This is a genomic window from Vogesella sp. EB, assembly GCF_001037925.1.
Classification (GTDB): domain Bacteria; phylum Pseudomonadota; class Gammaproteobacteria; order Burkholderiales; family Chromobacteriaceae; genus Vogesella; species Vogesella indigofera.
Window position 1 is genome coordinate 37,463 of sequence record NZ_LFDT01000010.1, and the last position, 14,205, is coordinate 51,667.

Annotated in this window: 18 protein-coding genes; 2 read left to right on the forward strand and 16 right to left on the reverse strand. The window is 64.9% G+C overall.

Going from position 1 to position 14,205, the window contains the following annotated elements; all coding sequences use genetic code 11:
* Nucleotides 1-59: 59 nt before the first annotated feature.
* The 9 genes from ACG97_RS07945 to ACG97_RS07985 form a co-directional block, all read right to left on the reverse strand.
* Nucleotides 60-1,571 (reverse strand): DEAD/DEAH box helicase, encoded by a 1,512-nt coding sequence (locus ACG97_RS07945; protein ID WP_047966819.1) that lies wholly within the window; start codon nucleotides 1,569-1,571, stop codon nucleotides 60-62.
* 108 nt (nucleotides 1,572-1,679) lie between these two features.
* Nucleotides 1,680-2,594, reverse strand: coding sequence for a CobD/CbiB family protein (locus ACG97_RS07950; protein WP_047966820.1), 915 nt, complete (start codon nucleotides 2,592-2,594; stop codon nucleotides 1,680-1,682).
* 63 nt (nucleotides 2,595-2,657) lie between these two features.
* Entirely contained in the window at nucleotides 2,658-3,122 is a 465-nt protein-coding gene (flgN, locus tag ACG97_RS07955; RefSeq protein ID WP_047966821.1) for a flagellar export chaperone FlgN, read from the reverse strand.
* Between the two features lie 15 nt (nucleotides 3,123-3,137).
* Nucleotides 3,138-3,422: a flagellar biosynthesis anti-sigma factor FlgM gene (flgM, locus tag ACG97_RS07960; RefSeq protein WP_047966822.1), complete on the reverse strand. Its 285-nt coding sequence runs from the start codon at nucleotides 3,420-3,422 to the stop codon at nucleotides 3,138-3,140.
* Between the two features lie 75 nt (nucleotides 3,423-3,497).
* Entirely contained in the window at nucleotides 3,498-4,178 is a 681-nt protein-coding gene (flgA, locus tag ACG97_RS07965; protein WP_053068109.1) for a flagellar basal body P-ring formation chaperone FlgA, read from the reverse strand.
* Nucleotides 4,179-4,324: 146 nt separating this feature from the next.
* Nucleotides 4,325-5,731 (reverse strand): threonine synthase, encoded by a 1,407-nt coding sequence (gene thrC / locus ACG97_RS07970; protein ID WP_047966824.1) that lies wholly within the window; start codon nucleotides 5,729-5,731, stop codon nucleotides 4,325-4,327.
* 5 nt (nucleotides 5,732-5,736) lie between these two features.
* Nucleotides 5,737-6,081: a hypothetical protein gene (locus ACG97_RS07975; RefSeq protein ID WP_047966825.1), complete on the reverse strand. Its 345-nt coding sequence runs from the start codon at nucleotides 6,079-6,081 to the stop codon at nucleotides 5,737-5,739.
* On the reverse strand, nucleotides 6,074-7,384 hold the full coding sequence (locus ACG97_RS07980; RefSeq protein WP_047966895.1) for a homoserine dehydrogenase: 1,311 nt from the start codon (nucleotides 7,382-7,384) through the stop codon (nucleotides 6,074-6,076). Before ACG97_RS07980 ends, ACG97_RS07975 begins: the two co-directional genes overlap by 8 nt.
* Nucleotides 7,385-7,513: 129 nt before the next feature.
* On the reverse strand, nucleotides 7,514-8,743 hold the full coding sequence (locus ACG97_RS07985; RefSeq protein ID WP_047966826.1) for a pyridoxal phosphate-dependent aminotransferase: 1,230 nt from the start codon (nucleotides 8,741-8,743) through the stop codon (nucleotides 7,514-7,516).
* A gap of 139 nt (nucleotides 8,744-8,882) precedes the next feature.
* Between ACG97_RS07985 and ACG97_RS07990 the strand changes: the two genes are divergently transcribed.
* Together ACG97_RS07990 and ACG97_RS07995 are read left to right on the forward strand one after the other, a co-directional pair.
* Nucleotides 8,883-9,251 (forward strand): Mth938-like domain-containing protein, encoded by a 369-nt coding sequence (locus tag ACG97_RS07990; protein WP_047966896.1) that lies wholly within the window; start codon nucleotides 8,883-8,885, stop codon nucleotides 9,249-9,251.
* Nucleotides 9,251-9,592, forward strand: a complete 342-nt coding sequence (locus ACG97_RS07995; RefSeq protein ID WP_047966827.1) for a GlpM family protein — start codon at nucleotides 9,251-9,253, stop codon at nucleotides 9,590-9,592. The genes ACG97_RS07990 and ACG97_RS07995 overlap by 1 nt, the downstream gene beginning before the upstream one ends.
* Before the next feature lie 46 nt (nucleotides 9,593-9,638).
* On the opposite strand, the gene ACG97_RS08000 is transcribed toward ACG97_RS07995, so the two are convergent.
* From ACG97_RS08000 to ACG97_RS08030, 7 genes are all read right to left on the reverse strand, one after another.
* Entirely contained in the window at nucleotides 9,639-9,992 is a 354-nt protein-coding gene (locus ACG97_RS08000; protein ID WP_047966828.1) for a carboxymuconolactone decarboxylase family protein, read from the reverse strand.
* A gap of 134 nt (nucleotides 9,993-10,126) precedes the next feature.
* Nucleotides 10,127-11,653: a ubiquinone biosynthesis regulatory protein kinase UbiB gene (gene ubiB, locus ACG97_RS08005; RefSeq protein ID WP_047966829.1), complete on the reverse strand. Its 1,527-nt coding sequence runs from the start codon at nucleotides 11,651-11,653 to the stop codon at nucleotides 10,127-10,129.
* An 11-nt stretch (nucleotides 11,654-11,664) separates the two neighbouring features.
* On the reverse strand, nucleotides 11,665-12,249 hold the full coding sequence (locus tag ACG97_RS08010) for an SCP2 domain-containing protein (RefSeq protein ID WP_238377292.1): 585 nt from the start codon (nucleotides 12,247-12,249) through the stop codon (nucleotides 11,665-11,667).
* On the reverse strand, nucleotides 12,249-12,575 hold the full coding sequence (locus ACG97_RS08015) for a multidrug efflux SMR transporter (RefSeq protein ID WP_047966830.1): 327 nt from the start codon (nucleotides 12,573-12,575) through the stop codon (nucleotides 12,249-12,251). Before ACG97_RS08015 ends, ACG97_RS08010 begins: the two co-directional genes overlap by 1 nt.
* Nucleotides 12,572-13,096 carry a D-alanyl-D-alanine carboxypeptidase family protein gene (locus ACG97_RS08020; protein ID WP_047966831.1) on the reverse strand — a complete coding sequence of 175 codons (525 nt, stop codon included), beginning with the start codon at nucleotides 13,094-13,096 and terminating at the stop codon, nucleotides 12,572-12,574. Before ACG97_RS08020 ends, ACG97_RS08015 begins: the two co-directional genes overlap by 4 nt.
* Nucleotides 13,096-13,830: a bifunctional demethylmenaquinone methyltransferase/2-methoxy-6-polyprenyl-1,4-benzoquinol methylase UbiE gene (ubiE, locus tag ACG97_RS08025; protein WP_047966832.1), complete on the reverse strand. Its 735-nt coding sequence runs from the start codon at nucleotides 13,828-13,830 to the stop codon at nucleotides 13,096-13,098. Before ubiE ends, ACG97_RS08020 begins: the two co-directional genes overlap by 1 nt.
* Nucleotides 13,831-13,832: 2 nt before the next feature.
* The gene (locus tag ACG97_RS08030; RefSeq protein WP_047966833.1) at nucleotides 13,833-14,204 is read right to left on the reverse strand and encodes a gamma-butyrobetaine hydroxylase-like domain-containing protein; all 372 of its coding nucleotides are present in this window, start codon (nucleotides 14,202-14,204) and stop codon (nucleotides 13,833-13,835) included.
* Nucleotide 14,205 lies beyond the last annotated feature (1 nt).

The following is a 14,205-nucleotide window of genomic DNA, read 5'->3' on the forward strand; positions in this document are numbered from 1 at the left end:
CGCCGGAAAAACAAACCCGCGCAATACAGCTTGCGCGGGTGGGGGCGGAACCGCGGCGCTTAGCGCTCCTGGTTCACCTTGTAACGCGGCGGCAACAGCAGCGCCGGCACTTCACGCTGCCGTTGCGGCAGGATGCGGCCGCCGATCTCGCCGACGCGCGCCACTTTCAGGCCTTCCTGCGGGTCACGCTGCTCGCGGCTGCGGGTGGCCGCATCGCGCAGGTCACGCGGCGCGCGCGGCGCACGTTCAGTACGCTCCGGACGTTCGCTGCGTTCCGGGCGTTCGCTGCGCTCGGGACGCTCACTGCGCTCCGGCCGTTCGCTGCGTTCTGCCCGCTCGGCGCGCGGTTCGCGTGCTGGCCGCGCGTCGCTGCGCTCGCGCCCGGCGTTGCGGCTGCCAAAGCCGCTGTCGGCGGCGGACGACGCATCGCGGCGCTCGAAACCGTTGACGGTCTGCGGCGGCAGCGTCTGCCGGGTCAGTTTCTCGATGGCTTCGTGCTGCTTGACCTCGTCCGGCGACATCAGCGAAATCGCCACCCCGGAGGCGCCGGCACGGCCGGTACGACCGATACGGTGCACGTAGTCTTCCGGCGAGTTCGGCATTTCGTAGTTGACAACGAACGGCAGCTCGGAGATGTCGAGACCGCGCGCCGCCACGTCGGTGGCCACCAGCACCTTCACCTCGCCGCTCTTGAAGCTGTTCAGCGTTTCCAGGCGTGCGCTCTGCGCCTTGTCGCCGTGGATCGCCTCGGCGGCGTGGCCGTCACGCTTCAGGTCGCGCGACAGCTGGTCGGCGGAAATCTTGGTCTTGCAGAACACGATCACCTGGCTCATCTCGCGTTCGCGGATCAGGTGCGACAGCAGCGCGCGCTTGCGGCCGCTGTCGACGGCATACACCAGCTGCTCGACCTGGGCGTTGGTGGAGTTCTGGCGCGCCACCTCCACCGTTTGCGGGTCGTGCATGAAATCTGCGGCCAACCTTTTGATTTCCGGCGCGAAGGTGGCGGAGAACAGCAGGGTCTGGCGCTGCTTGGGCAACAGCGACATGATCTTGCGGATGTCCTGGATAAAGCCCATGTCCAGCATGCGGTCGGCCTCGTCCAGCACCAGCACGTCGACCTTGTTCAGCTGGATGGTTTTCTGCTGGATGTGGTCGAGCAGGCGGCCCGGGGTGGCGATCACGATTTCGATACCGCGACGCAGGTCCGCCGTCTGCGGATCCATGTTCACGCCACCGTAGATGGTGGTGCAGCGCAGCGGCAGGTGTTTGGTGTAGGCCTTGGCGTTGACGCCGATCTGGTCGGCCAGCTCGCGCGTCGGGGACAGGATCAGTGCGCGCACCGGGTGCATCGCCGGCGACACGCTGGGATTGGCAAATTTTTTCAGACGCTCCAGGATCGGCAGCAGGAAGGCCGCCGTCTTGCCGGTACCCGTCTGCGCCGCGGCCAACAGGTCCCGTCCGGACAATACCAGCGGAATCGCCTTGGCCTGGATCGGGGTGGCTTCGCTGTACCCCAGTTCATCTACGGCCCGCAGGATTTCGGGCGATAGACCCAGTTCGGCAAAAGACATGTCGGGAACTCCATCAGGGCTGGCGCTGTGCTGCGCCCCGGCCCCTGTTCAATAATCAATTAAAAAGCGAAGCGCCGCCAACACTGGCGGCGCAGCAACAGGCTGTGTTCAGCCAAAGAATGAGATCACGCTGATCAGCAATACCACGAACAGCCACAACAGCACGGTACGCCATACCAGGCCGACGGCGCTTTTCAGGTAGTTGGGATCGGCATCGTCGCCGACACCCAGTTCCGGGCGGTATTTCACGGTGTAGTCCTGGCGCAGCGGATCGCCGAGCTTGACGCCCAGTGCGCCGGCCGCCGAGGCCAGCAGGATGCCGGTCGCGTAGTTGCCCCAGGTCTTGGCCTGCGAGCGCCAGCAGTACACCGCGTCCTCGAAGTCGCCCATCACCGCAAAGCTGGCCGCGGTCAGGCGCACCGGAATCCAGTCCAGCCATTCACCGGCACGGCGCGAGAAACGGCCGAACAGGTCGTCGTCGCGGGCGCCCCACTTCTGCGCCAGCATCTGCGTGGCACGGTACAGCACGGCACCGGCCGGACCGGGCAGCAGCACGAACCAGAACATGGTACCGAACACGTGGCGGTAGCTGTCCAGCACGCCCTGCTCGATGGCCAGCCGCGAGACTTCCTCGATCGACAGCTCGGAGGTTGGCTGGTTGGTCCAGCGTGCCAGTTCCTTGCGTGCGTCAAAATCCCGCCCCTCGCCCAGTGCCAGCGCGATTTCGGAAAACGAGCCCGAGAAATGACGGAAGCCCATGGTCAGGTACAGCACCAGGATGTTCCACAGCAGGGCAAACAGCGGGCTGGCCTGGTACAGCGCGTAGTACACCGCCATCACCACCGCCACGACCGGCAGCACCGCCACCACCCAGGCCAGTACGCCGTGCCGGTTGTAGCCGGCATTCAGCGTGCGTTCCAGATGGTTGGCGTAACGGGTAAACACGCGCCATACCCGGTTGCGGTTACCCAGGGGGCGCAATTGTTCCAGAGCCAGTGCAACGATAAGGGAGATCAGGGTCATGAATTAACGCAGACGCAAGAGATGAACTCGCGAGGGAAGATAACACAAAAACAACAATCGCTGTCAGGCAGAACCCAGACGGCGCGACGCGGCCAGCGTGGCGGCGAAGTTGCCGTCGCGGCCGTAACCGTCGATGGCCTTGGCTTCCTCGCGCAGCGCGGTCAGCGCCTCGGTGGCAAAGGTCATCCGTTCCGCCGCCATCGCGGCATTGCTGTCGTTCAGCGCCTGCACCTTGGCCAGCTCGTGCTCCAGCGCCATCCAGGCTTGCTGCAGCGCCGGCTCGGCGGCGGACAACCACGAGAGGAAGGCGGTCTTGCCGTCCAGCTGGTGCGCGGCCAGCAGCGCAAGACGCTGCGCCTTGCTGTCCTGCAGCAGCTGCAGTTGCTGCTGCTTGCTGACGGCACAGGCATCCAGTTTCAGCGCGTCAAAACGCACGATCGCGCGCTGCTCTTCTTCCAGCAGCGACAATAGCGCATGCAGTGCCGCCGTTTCCTGCTGGCACTGCTGTAGGAACAGTTCGCTTGGCATCACGCGTTTCCGCTATCAGCCGGCCAGCAACTCGCGCGTGCTGGCGATCAGGCTGTCGGCAATGGCTTCCGGATTGATCTTGAATTCGCCGGCGGCAATGGCAGCCTTGATGGCGGCAACCTTGTCCGCATCGAAAGCCTCGGCCGCTTGCGCCGCCTTGGCAAGTCCCTGCGAGCTGATGGCGACGCTTTCGCTACGCGATGTGGCGCCTGACGCCGTGGTGGCCACGTCTTCCTTCTTGGCAGCACGTACCGGCGCGCCATAAGCCGCCGCTACCTTGCCCGAATTGTCGATTTTCATATGTCACCCGCCCGACAAAAAGTTTTGTAATCTGAAGTCATTATCGCCTGAAAATGCAAAAACTTGACTATTTTTTCAGGGCGCCGCGACCAGCACGCTCAGATCTTCCTGCACCACACCCGAGATCACCTTGCCGGACGGTACCCGCACATTCAGCCGTTCGCCGACGGCGGCATTGCCCAGCGCCACCGCATCACTGCCGATGGCGAAGCCGTTGCCCTGCACCAGCACCCGCACCGGCTGGTTGGTCTTGATCACCAGCGGCAGGCGTAGCTGGCTTTCGCGCAGCAGGCTGCCGGCCGGCAAGGTGCTGCGCAGCGCCTTGCCCACGATCAGCGCCGGATCGCGCACCGCCTGCAGCGCCAGTGCGCGGTTGCTGACCGGCATCAGCTTGATGTCGCCTAGCTGCAGCACCTCGCCAGCGCGCAACTGCCGGGTGGTGACGTAGCCGACGCTGAGCTGGCTGGCGGTCACCGGTAGCAGGATGCGCCAGCCCTGCCCGGCACAGGCCAGCTCCAGCGCCGTGAACGGCGGCTTCTGGCCGCCGGGCCAACCGGCCGTCGGCGGCTGCGCACAGGCGGGCAGCCGCAAACGCGGATCGGCCTTGCCGGCCTGGTAACGGAAGCCGTCACTGCCAGCCTCGGCCTCGGCAAACGCCGTTGCCACCTGCTCCAGCTGGCGCAGATCCTGCACTCCGGCGGCGCTGGCAAACAGGCTGAGCAGCAGCAGGCCGTACAACAATGGATTTCGCATCATCCGCCCATTGTACCCGCGCCACCCGAGCATGCAAAAACGATTGCCGGCTAGCCCGTTGTCTGCGCGGCTGAGAGCAGCGGCGCGCACCGGGCAACAAAAAGCCCCCGCCTTATGGCGGGGGCCGGATGCTTCGGGCGCAGCCGGACTCAGGCCAGCGTCTGCTCGATATAGGCCTTCACCGCCGCGGCGTCGGCATCGAATACCGTCACCCGTTGCGGCAGGTCTTCCAGACCGTCAAAGCCGTCCGGACGTGGCGCGTCGCGCCCCAACGCCTCGCGGATGGTGTCGGCGAACTTGGCCGGCAGCGCCGTTTCCAGGCAAACGACGGTTTCGCCCGGCAGGCGCACTTCACGTGCCACCTTGATGCCGTCGGCGGTGTGGGTATCCACCACCACGCCGTCCTCGGCATCGACGGCGCGGATGGTCGCCAGTCGGTCGGCGTGTGTGCTCTTGCCGGACACGAAGCCGAACTGCTCGCGCACCGCGCGAAGGTTGGCCGCAAGATCGAAACCGTTGCCGCTGTCCACCTGCGCCCACAGCGCCTTGACCTGCGCGCCGTCACGGCCGACCAGATCGAAAATGAAACGCTCGAAGTTGGACGCCTTGGAGATGTCCATCGACGGGCTGGAGGTGACCCAGGTGTTGGCGGTGCCGCGCGGCGCGTACTTGCCGCTGCCGAAGAACTCGTCCAGCACGTCGTTCTCGTTGGTGGCCACGATCAGGCGCTGTACCGGCAGCCCCATCTGTCGCGCGATGTGACCGGCGCAGACGTTGCCGAAGTTGCCGGACGGCACGCAGAAGCTGACCTGTTCGTCGTTGCTGGCGGTAGCGTTGAAGTAGCCCTTGAAGTAGTACACCACCTGCGCCACGATGCGCGCCCAGTTGATGGAGTTGACGGTACCGACCTTGTACTTGGCCTTGAAGGCATGATCGTTCTGCACCGCCTTCACGATGTCCTGGCAGTCGTCGAACATGCCGCGGATGGCGATATTGTGGATGTTGGCATCCTGCAGGCTGTACATCTGTGCGCGCTGGAACGGGCTCATCAGGCCGTCCGGGCTGAGCATGAACACGTTGATGTTCTGCTTGCCGCGCATCGCGTACTCGGCGGCGGAGCCGGTATCGCCGGAGGTGGCGCCGAGGATGTTGAGCTGCTCGCCCTTTTTCGCCAGCACGTACTCGAACAGGTTGCCGAGGAACTGCATCGCCATGTCCTTGAACGCCAGCGTCGGGCCGTTGGACAGTTCCAGGATCACCAAGCCGTCGTGCAGACGCTTCACCGGGGTGATCTCGGCCGAGCCATACACCTTGGCGGTGTAGGTACGGTCGAGGATGTCCTTGAGGTCGGCGGCCGGAATGTCGGTGGCGAACAGGCTGATGATCTCGAAGGCGAGGTCGGCGTAGGACAGACCACGCCAGGCGTCCAGCTGTGCGCGGCTGATCTGCGGATAGCTTTCCGGCAGTGCCAGACCGCCGTCCGGGGCCAGCCCCATCAGGATGGTGTCGGAGAATTCAAGCGGCGCCATGCCGCCACGGGTGCTGATGTATCGCATGTTGTTTATTTAACCAGTTGATCCAGACATTGCAGTCCGACATTGAGCAGGCGCCGTTTCCACACCGGATCCTGCGCCACGCCCTTGCCCTTGCTGACTGCATCCAGCAATTCGTCGTCGCTGAGGCCGCTGACGATGCGCTCGCCGGCGCAACCGCAGTAAGCGCTGGCCGCCGCCGGGCTGCTGAGCAGGCTTTTCAGCAGCGGCTCCTGTCCGGCCTTGGCCAGACAGGCAGTGGTCAGCAGCTGTATCACCGGCTGGCGCGGGATCGCGCCAGCGCTGCCACTGGCACCGTTGCCGGCACAAGCCAGCGCCGGCAGCAACAACAGCAGCCAGCCACACTTAGCCATTCAGCTCTTCCATGCGCAGGCGCACCACCTTGCCGGCGACGCTGTCCAGCGCCTCGATGGCGGCGATCGCCTTGTTGGCCGACTTTTCCACCACGCGGTGGGTCAGGATCACGATCTCGGCGGAACCGTCGGTGGCGGAGCCCTTCTGGATCAGCGCTTCGATCGAGATGTTGTTCTCCGCCAGCAGGCGGGTGATGTCGGCCATCACCCCGGCGCGGTCGGCGGCCTGGATGCGCAGGTAGTAGCTGCTGACCACTTCGCCCATCGGCAGGATAGGCAGGTTCTGCAGCTGGTCCGGCTGGAACGCCAGGTGCGGCACGCGGTGTTCCGGATCGGAGGTCAACAGGCGTGCGACATCGACGATGTCGGCCACCACGGCAGAAGCAGTAGGCAGCGCACCGGCGCCCGGGCCGTTGAACAGCGCCTGGCCGATGGCGTCGCCACGCACCAGCACCGCGTTCATCACGCCGTTGACGTTGGCGATCAGCTGGTCTTCCGGGATCAGCGTCGGGTGCACGCGCAGTTCGACACCGGCGGCGGTGCGACGGGTCAGGCCCAGCAGCTTGACGCGGTAACCCAGTTCTTCCGCGTACTGGATGTCCTTGCCTTCCAGCTGGCTGATGCCTTCCAGATAACAGTTGTCGAAGTTCATCGGGATGCCGAACGCGATCGCTGCCATGATGGTCAACTTGTGACCGGCGTCGTGGCCTTCCACGTCGAAGGTCGGGTCGGCTTCAGCGTAGCCCAGCGCCTGCGCCTCTTTCAGCACGTCGCCGAAATCGGCGCCTTTTTCGCGCATTTCCGACAGGATGAAGTTGGAAGTGCCGTTGATGATGCCGGCCAGCCACTCGATGCGGTTGGCGGACAGGCCTTCACGCAGCGCCTTGATGATCGGGATGCCGCCGGCCACCGCGGCCTCGAACGCCACCATCACGCCCTTTTCCTGGGCGCGGGCGAAGATCTCGTTGCCGTGCATCGCCAGCAACTTCTTGTTGGCGGTGACCACGTGCTTGCCGTTGTCGATGGCCTTGAGCACCAGCTCCTTGGCGATGGTGTCGCCGCCGATCAGCTCGACCACGATGTCGACTTCCGGATGGTTGACCACCTGGAAGGCGTCATCGACCAGCGGCACGCCGTCGCCGACAACTTCGCGCGCGCGCGCCAGATCACGGTTGGCAGCCATGAACAGGCGGATCTCGCGTCCGGCCCGGCGGCTGATCTCTTCCGCGTTGCGCTTCAATACGGTGGCGGTACCGCCACCGACTGTCCCCACTCCCATCAGACCAATGTTGATCGGTTTCATGCTGAACTCCAAAGTGTTATTGATTTGTCCCTGGCGCAAGGCGTCCAGTGCGGCCAACCGTGGCGGGCCGTACTGGGCGTCCTGCCGCGTGCAAAAAAGGGGAGCCCGCGGCTCCCCTTTGCATCACGATCAGGCGGTACCGTGTTGTTTGCGGTAGTTTTCCAGAAAACGCGCGATACGGCCAATGGCCTCGGTCAGGTCGTCGCTATTAGGCAGGAATACCACGCGGAAGTGATCGGGGGCAACCCAGTTGAAGCCGCTGCCCTGCACCAGCAACACCCGCTCCTGCTGCAGCAGTTCCAGGATGAACTGCTGGTCGTCCTCGATCGGATACACCGCCGGGTCCAGCCGCGGGAACAGGTACAGCGCGCCCTGCGGCTTGACGCAAGTCACGCCGGGAATCGCGGTCAGCAGCTCCCAGGCCAGATCGCGCTGTCGCGCCAGGCGCCCGCCCGGCGCCACCAGATCGTCGATGCTCTGGTAGCCGCCCAGCGCGGTCTGGATCGCATACTGCGCCGGCACGTTGGCGCACAGGCGCATCGAGGCCAGCATATTGAGGCCCTCGATGTAGTCCTTGGCGTGGCGCTTTTCGCCGGCGAGGATCATCCAGCCGGCGCGGTAGCCGCAGGCGCGGTAGTTTTTCGACAGGCCGTTGAAGGTACACACCAGCAGGTCCGGCGCCAGCGAGGCAATGGAAGTGTGGGTGGCGCCGTCGTACAGCACCTTGTCGTAGATTTCGTCGGCGTAGAGGATGAGGCCGAACTCGCGGGCGACCTCGACCAGTTGCTGCAGGATGTGGTCCGGGTACAGCGCGCCGGTCGGGTTGTTGGGGTTGATCACCACCAGCGCCTTGGTGCGCGACGTGATCTTGGCGCGGATGTCGGCGATCGACGGCAGCCAGCCCTCGGCCTCGTCGCACAGGTAGTGCACCGGGCGGCCGCCGGCCAGGCTCACCGCCGCGGTCCACAGCGGATAGTCCGGCGCCGGCACCAGCACCTCGTCGCCGTTGTCGAGCAAGGCCTGCATCGCCATCACGATCAGCTCGGACACGCCGTTGCCGATGTAGATGTCTTCCATGCCGACGTTGGGAATATGCTTTTGCTGCGCGTAGTGCATGATCGCCTTGCGCGCGGCGAACAGGCCCTTGGAATCACAATAGCCGGACGCATTCTGCAAATTGGCGATCACGTCTTCGATGATCTCGTCCGGGGCGAAAAAGCCGAATGGTGCCGGATTGCCGATATTGAGCTTGATGATGCGATGACCTTCTTCTTCCATGCGCTTGGCGTGCTCAAGCACCGGGCCGCGAATGTCATAGCAGACGTTGGCAAGTTTTTGTGATTTCTGGATAGGCTGCATGGGCACTGTTACCACTGGCTGGGGGTCGGTTCACGATATGTCGCAAGCGCAATGCAGGGCATGCACCGCTTGCGGGCAAGGTATAATCCTATCCCAATACGTGGTGCACTGCACCAGCTTCTCACGCCAGGATGACATCATGAAACTTCACGAAGCCAACACCGCCGGATCCAACCTGTTCACCGCCTCCGGCGCCGGCCATGTCGAGATCAACAAGGTGCGCCACGAGGGCAGCCTGATCGTCACCGCCGACAGCATCACGCCGTGGCGCCCGGCCCGTTTCGAGGATTTCAGCGACGCCGACTTTGCCGCGGTGCTGGCCAAGCAGCCTGAACTGGTGCTGCTGGGCACCGGCAGCAAGCTGCTTTTTCCGCACCCGAAGCTGTACGCGGCGCTGACCAATGCCGGCATCGGCGTCGAGGTGATGGACACCGCCGCGCTGTGCCGTACCTATAACATCCTGCTGGCCGAAGGCCGCGGCGTGGTCGCCGCGCTGCTGCAGGACTGATGCTGGCGCTGTTCGCCAAGTGCAGCCTCGGCGCATTGGCGGTCCTGCTGATCGCGCTGCTGTCGCAGTCGCGCGCCTTTTACATTGCCGGCCTGGTGCCGCTGTTTCCCACCTTCGCGCTGATCGCGCACTACATTGTCGGCAGTGAACGCGACGCGCTGGCCTTGCGCAGCACCGCGCTGTTCGGGCTGTGGTCGCTGCTGCCCTACGCGCTGTACCTGCTGGCGGTGTACTGGCTCAGCACCCGCACCACGCTGGTGCCAACGCTGCTGCTGGCCACGCTCGCCTGGCTGCTGGCCGCCGCCCTGCTGCTGTGGGGCTGGACTCGGCTGATGAGCTGAAGCCCGCAAGCTTGGCCGCAAGCCGGCCTGCCCCCCATCACCATTGTCAGCCGGCGCGTTCGCCGCCGAAGCTCTCGTAGGCCAGCAGTGCCTCCGCAGCTGTCATCAACGACGGCCCGCCCCCCATGTACACCGCCACCTGCAGCATCTCCATGAATTGCGCACGGGTGCAGCCCAGCTCCACCAGCGCCTTGCCGTGAAAGGCGAGGCAGCCCTGGCAGCGGCCGGCGATGCCGATGGCCAGCGCGATCAGCTCCTTGGTCTTGTTGTCCAGCGCGCCATCGCTGTGCGCGCTTTTGCTCATCTGGCCGAAGCCACGCATGGTGTCCGGCATTTCCTTGCGGAATTCGGCCAGCTTGGCCGACAGCGCGGAGGTCAGTTCCTGATAGTTGTGACTCATGTTCTTCCCCTTACGATTAAATAATTTACGTTATATATTTTTGTATATTTAATTCGCAAGGTCAAGCCTGCGGCCAACGTTGGCCGCAAAAAAGCCGCCCGCAGGCGGCTTATATATAGACGGGATGGATCGTGTTACAGCCAGTCGCGCAGCAGCAGTGCGGCGAGCAGCAGCGCGATCAGCTTCAGCATGAAGTTCTGCGTTTTCTGCTCGCGCATCAGCTGGATGTAGCCCTGCACCACCAGCTCGCTACCCTTGCCCGACAGCGCCTCGTTCAGCTTGCGCGGGATCGCCGGCAGCGTGGTCGCCCACTCCGGCGCCTCGTTCTTCAGCGTGCGCAGCAGGCCGCGCCAGCCGATCTGCTCGTTCATCCACTTGGTCAGGAAGGGCTTGGCGGTATCCCACAGGTCGAGATCGGGATCGAGCTGACGGCCGAGGCCCTCGATGTTGAGCAGCGTCTTCTGCAGCAGCACCAGCTGCGGCTGGATCTCGACGTTGAAGCGACGGCTGGTCTCGAACAGGCGCAGCAGCACCAGGCCGAAGGAGATCTGCGACAGCGGCTTGTCGAAGATCGGCTCGCACACCGTGCGCACCGCCGCTTCCAGTTCCTCGGCGCGGGTGTCTTTCGGCACCCAGCCGGATTCGATGTGCGCGGTGGCGACGCGGTGGTAGTCGCGGTTGAAGAAGGCGAGGAAGTTCACCGCCAGGTAGTGCTTGTCGGATTCGGTGAGGCTGCCGACGATGCCGAAATCGAGCGCGATATAGCGGCCGTCGTCGGCGACGAAGATATTGCCGGGGTGCATGTCGGCGTGGAAGAAGCCGTGGCGGAACACCTGGGTGAAGAAGATCTCGACGCCGAAGCGGCTGAGTTTTTTCAGGTCGACGCCGGCGGCGCGCAGGCGCTCGATCTGCCCCACCGGAATGCCGTCCATCCACTCCAGCGTCAGCACCTCGCGCGCCGAGTAGTCGTAGAACACCTCCGGCACCAGCAGCATGTCGGAACCGGTGAAATTGCGGCGCAACTGGCTGGCGTTGCCGGCCTCGTGCATCAGGTCCAGCTCGTCGTGCAGGTGGCGGTCGAATTCGGCCACCACTTCCAGCGGCTTCAGTCGCTTGCCGTCCGGCAGGAAGCGCTCCACCAGACGCGCCAGCAGCCGCATCAGCGCCAGGTCCTGCTCGATCACCGGCAGGATGCCCGGACGCAGCACCTTCACCGCCACCGCTCGCCCCGGCTTGCCGTCAGTACCGTGCAGCCGCGCGCGGTGCACCTGCGCCACCGAGGCGCTGGCCACCGGCACATCGTCGAATTCGGCGTACAGCGCCGCCACCGGCTGCCCCAGATTGCGCTCGATCACCTGGTGCGAGATGGCGCCGTCAAACGCCTGCACATTGTCCTGCAGGTGGGCCAGCGCGTCGGCGTACGCCTCCGGTAACAGGTCGCGGCGGGTAGACAACACCTGGCCGAACTTGACGAAGATCGGCCCCAGCGCTTCCAGCGCCAGCCGCACCCGCTGCGGCAACGGCGCCGACAGATCGCGCGGCAGCGGCGTCAGCTGGCACAGGCGGTGGATAAAACCGACGCGCGCGCGGCCGGCAAAGAATTCGTCGAGACCGAAACGGTAAAAGGTGGCAACGATTTTGCTAAAACGGGCAATGCGCATGATGAGGGAGGTCAGTTCCGGTTGCTGGCTTGCGCCAGGGCTTCGAGATGGGCGAGGCGTTTTTCCAGCCGCTCGGCGTCGTCGCGCAGGGTATCCACCGCACGCACGAACTGCTCGACGCTGTCCTTGCGCGCCAGCAGCGGGCTTTCCTCGCGCAGGTGTTCCAGCCAGTTGTCCAGCAGGCGGCCGCCGATCTCGCCCTTGATGCCGAACAGGCCGCGGGCAAAGCCCTGCAGCCGCTGCGCAGCAATGTCGCCGACCACCCGCGACAGGTCTTCGGTGGCATCCCACTTCAGCTGGCGCACGATGCGGCCAACGTTGGCCGCCAGTTCGGTATCGCCTTCCAGCAGCACGTCGGCCAGATCCGGCGCGCGGCCGGACAGCTGCGCCAGCGCCACGCCGTGTTTCAGGCGCAGCGTGGCTTCGGCGCCGCCCTCGCACACCGCCAGCCAGCCCTCCTCGGTGACCACGCCGTGCACATCCAGCGGCGGCAGCACGATGCCGATGCGGCGCCCGGCGAACTGTGCCAGCTCGGCGCGCTGCGCCGGATGCTGGTTCAGCAGATGATTGAAAGCCGCCACGCGGATACGCATCATTAATGTCCTTTGCCCGACAAACTCAACAAGATGGTGCCGATCATGATCGCCAGCAGCCCGGCGATACGCAGCGGCGACAGGCTCTCGCCGAACAGCAGCACGCCCACCGTCGCCACCACCGCGATGCCGACCCCGCACCAGATCGCGTACACCACGCCGAGATCGAGCCTGAGCAGCACTTGCGACAGCAGCCAGAACGAGGCGATGTAGCCGAGCACCACCAGCAGCGACGGCAGCGGTTTGGTGAAACCGGCGGCTAGCTTCAGCGAACTGGTGGCGATCACCTCGGTGCCGATCGCCAGCGCCAGCATCAGCCACGGATTCATGCCGTCACCTGCTGGTAGCACCAGTGCCACGGCTCGTACAGATAGCCGCAGGCGTTGTCGCGCGGAAAGCTCAGCACGAAGCCGAAGCGGGCGGCATTGGCCTGCAGCCAGGCGAAGGCCGGCGTCTGCTCGAATGCTTCTTCCAGCGCCGGCGAATCCGGGGTGCCGATATCGACGGCGCGGCCGGTGTGGTGCTCGCTGAAGCCGGGCGCGGCGCTGACCTGCAGGATGGCGTCCAGGCTCTGACCACGCGCCAGCTTGGCGGCGACGATCTCGTGCTGGCGCGCGACGCTGCGATAGGCCGACACCAGCTGCAATATCACCCCGTCCGCGGCAGCGGCGTCGCGCATCGCCTGCCAAGCGCTAGCGGCGGCCGGCGTCAGCTCGAACTCGCGGCCGCTGGCATTGCGCTCCGCCACCACCAGCGTGTCCGCCTCGGCGAACGGCACCAGGCCGCGTGCGGCCAACGTTTGCACGTCGATGCCGAGGGTGGCGTTGAGCGCGGCCAGCTCGTCCGGCATCAGAACTTGACGCCCTTGTGCAGCGCGACCACGCCGCCGGTCATGTTGTGGTAGTCGACGCGACCGAAGCCGGCGTCCAGCATCATCTGCTTCAGCGTTTCCTGGTCCGGGTGCATGCGGATGGATTCGGCCAGGTACTGGTAGCTGTCGGCGTCGCCCGCCACCAGCTTGCCCATCACCGGCAGCGCCTTGAAGGAATAGAAGTCGTAGAACGGCGACAGCGGCTTCCACACCTTGGAAAACTCCAACACGAACAGCTTGCCGCCCGGCTTCAGCACGCGGCACATCTCCTTCAGTGCCGCGTCCTTGTGCGTCATGTTGCGCAGGCCGAAGGCCACCGACACCGCGTTGAAGTAGTTGTCGGGGAAGGGCAGCTTCTCGGCGTCGGCCAGCGACACCGGCAGGATCATGCCCTCGTCCAGCAGCCGGTCGCGGCCAACGGTCAGCATCGAGCTGTTGATGTCGGTCAGCCACACTTCGCCGCTCTTGCCGACGCGCTTGGCCCAGCCGCGGGCGAGGTCGCCGGTACCGCCGGCGATGTCCAGCACCTTGTCACCGGCGCGCACGCCGGAGGTGGTCAGCGTGAAGTGCTTCCACACCCGGTGCAGGCCACCGGACATCAGGTCGTTCATCACGTCGTACTTCTGTGCCACCGAGTGGAACACCTCGGCGACCTTGTCCGCCTTTTCGCTCTCGTCGACGGTCTTGAAACCAAAGTGCGTCTGCTTGTCCATGTTTACTCCCTGAGCGCGCCGGCAGCGGCGAGCCGATTCAGATAATCCTGCCAGTACTGGTCGTGCTTGACGCCCAGCTCATATAAGTAGGCCCAGCTATACAGGCCGCTGTCGTGGCCGTCGTCAAAGGTGATCTTCAATGCGTAGTGGCCGACCGGCTCCAGCGCGGTGATGCCGACGTGCATCTTGCCGGTCTGCAGCGTTTCGTTGCCGACACCGTGGCCGCGCACTTCCGCCGACGGCGAATAGACGCGCAGGTACTCGGCCGGCAGCTGGAAGCTGGCGCCGTCGTCAAAGCTGATCTCCAGCTTTTTCGACACGCTGTGCAGCTTGATCTCCACCGGGCGGGCGCTGTCCGGGCTCAGTCCGCTCATG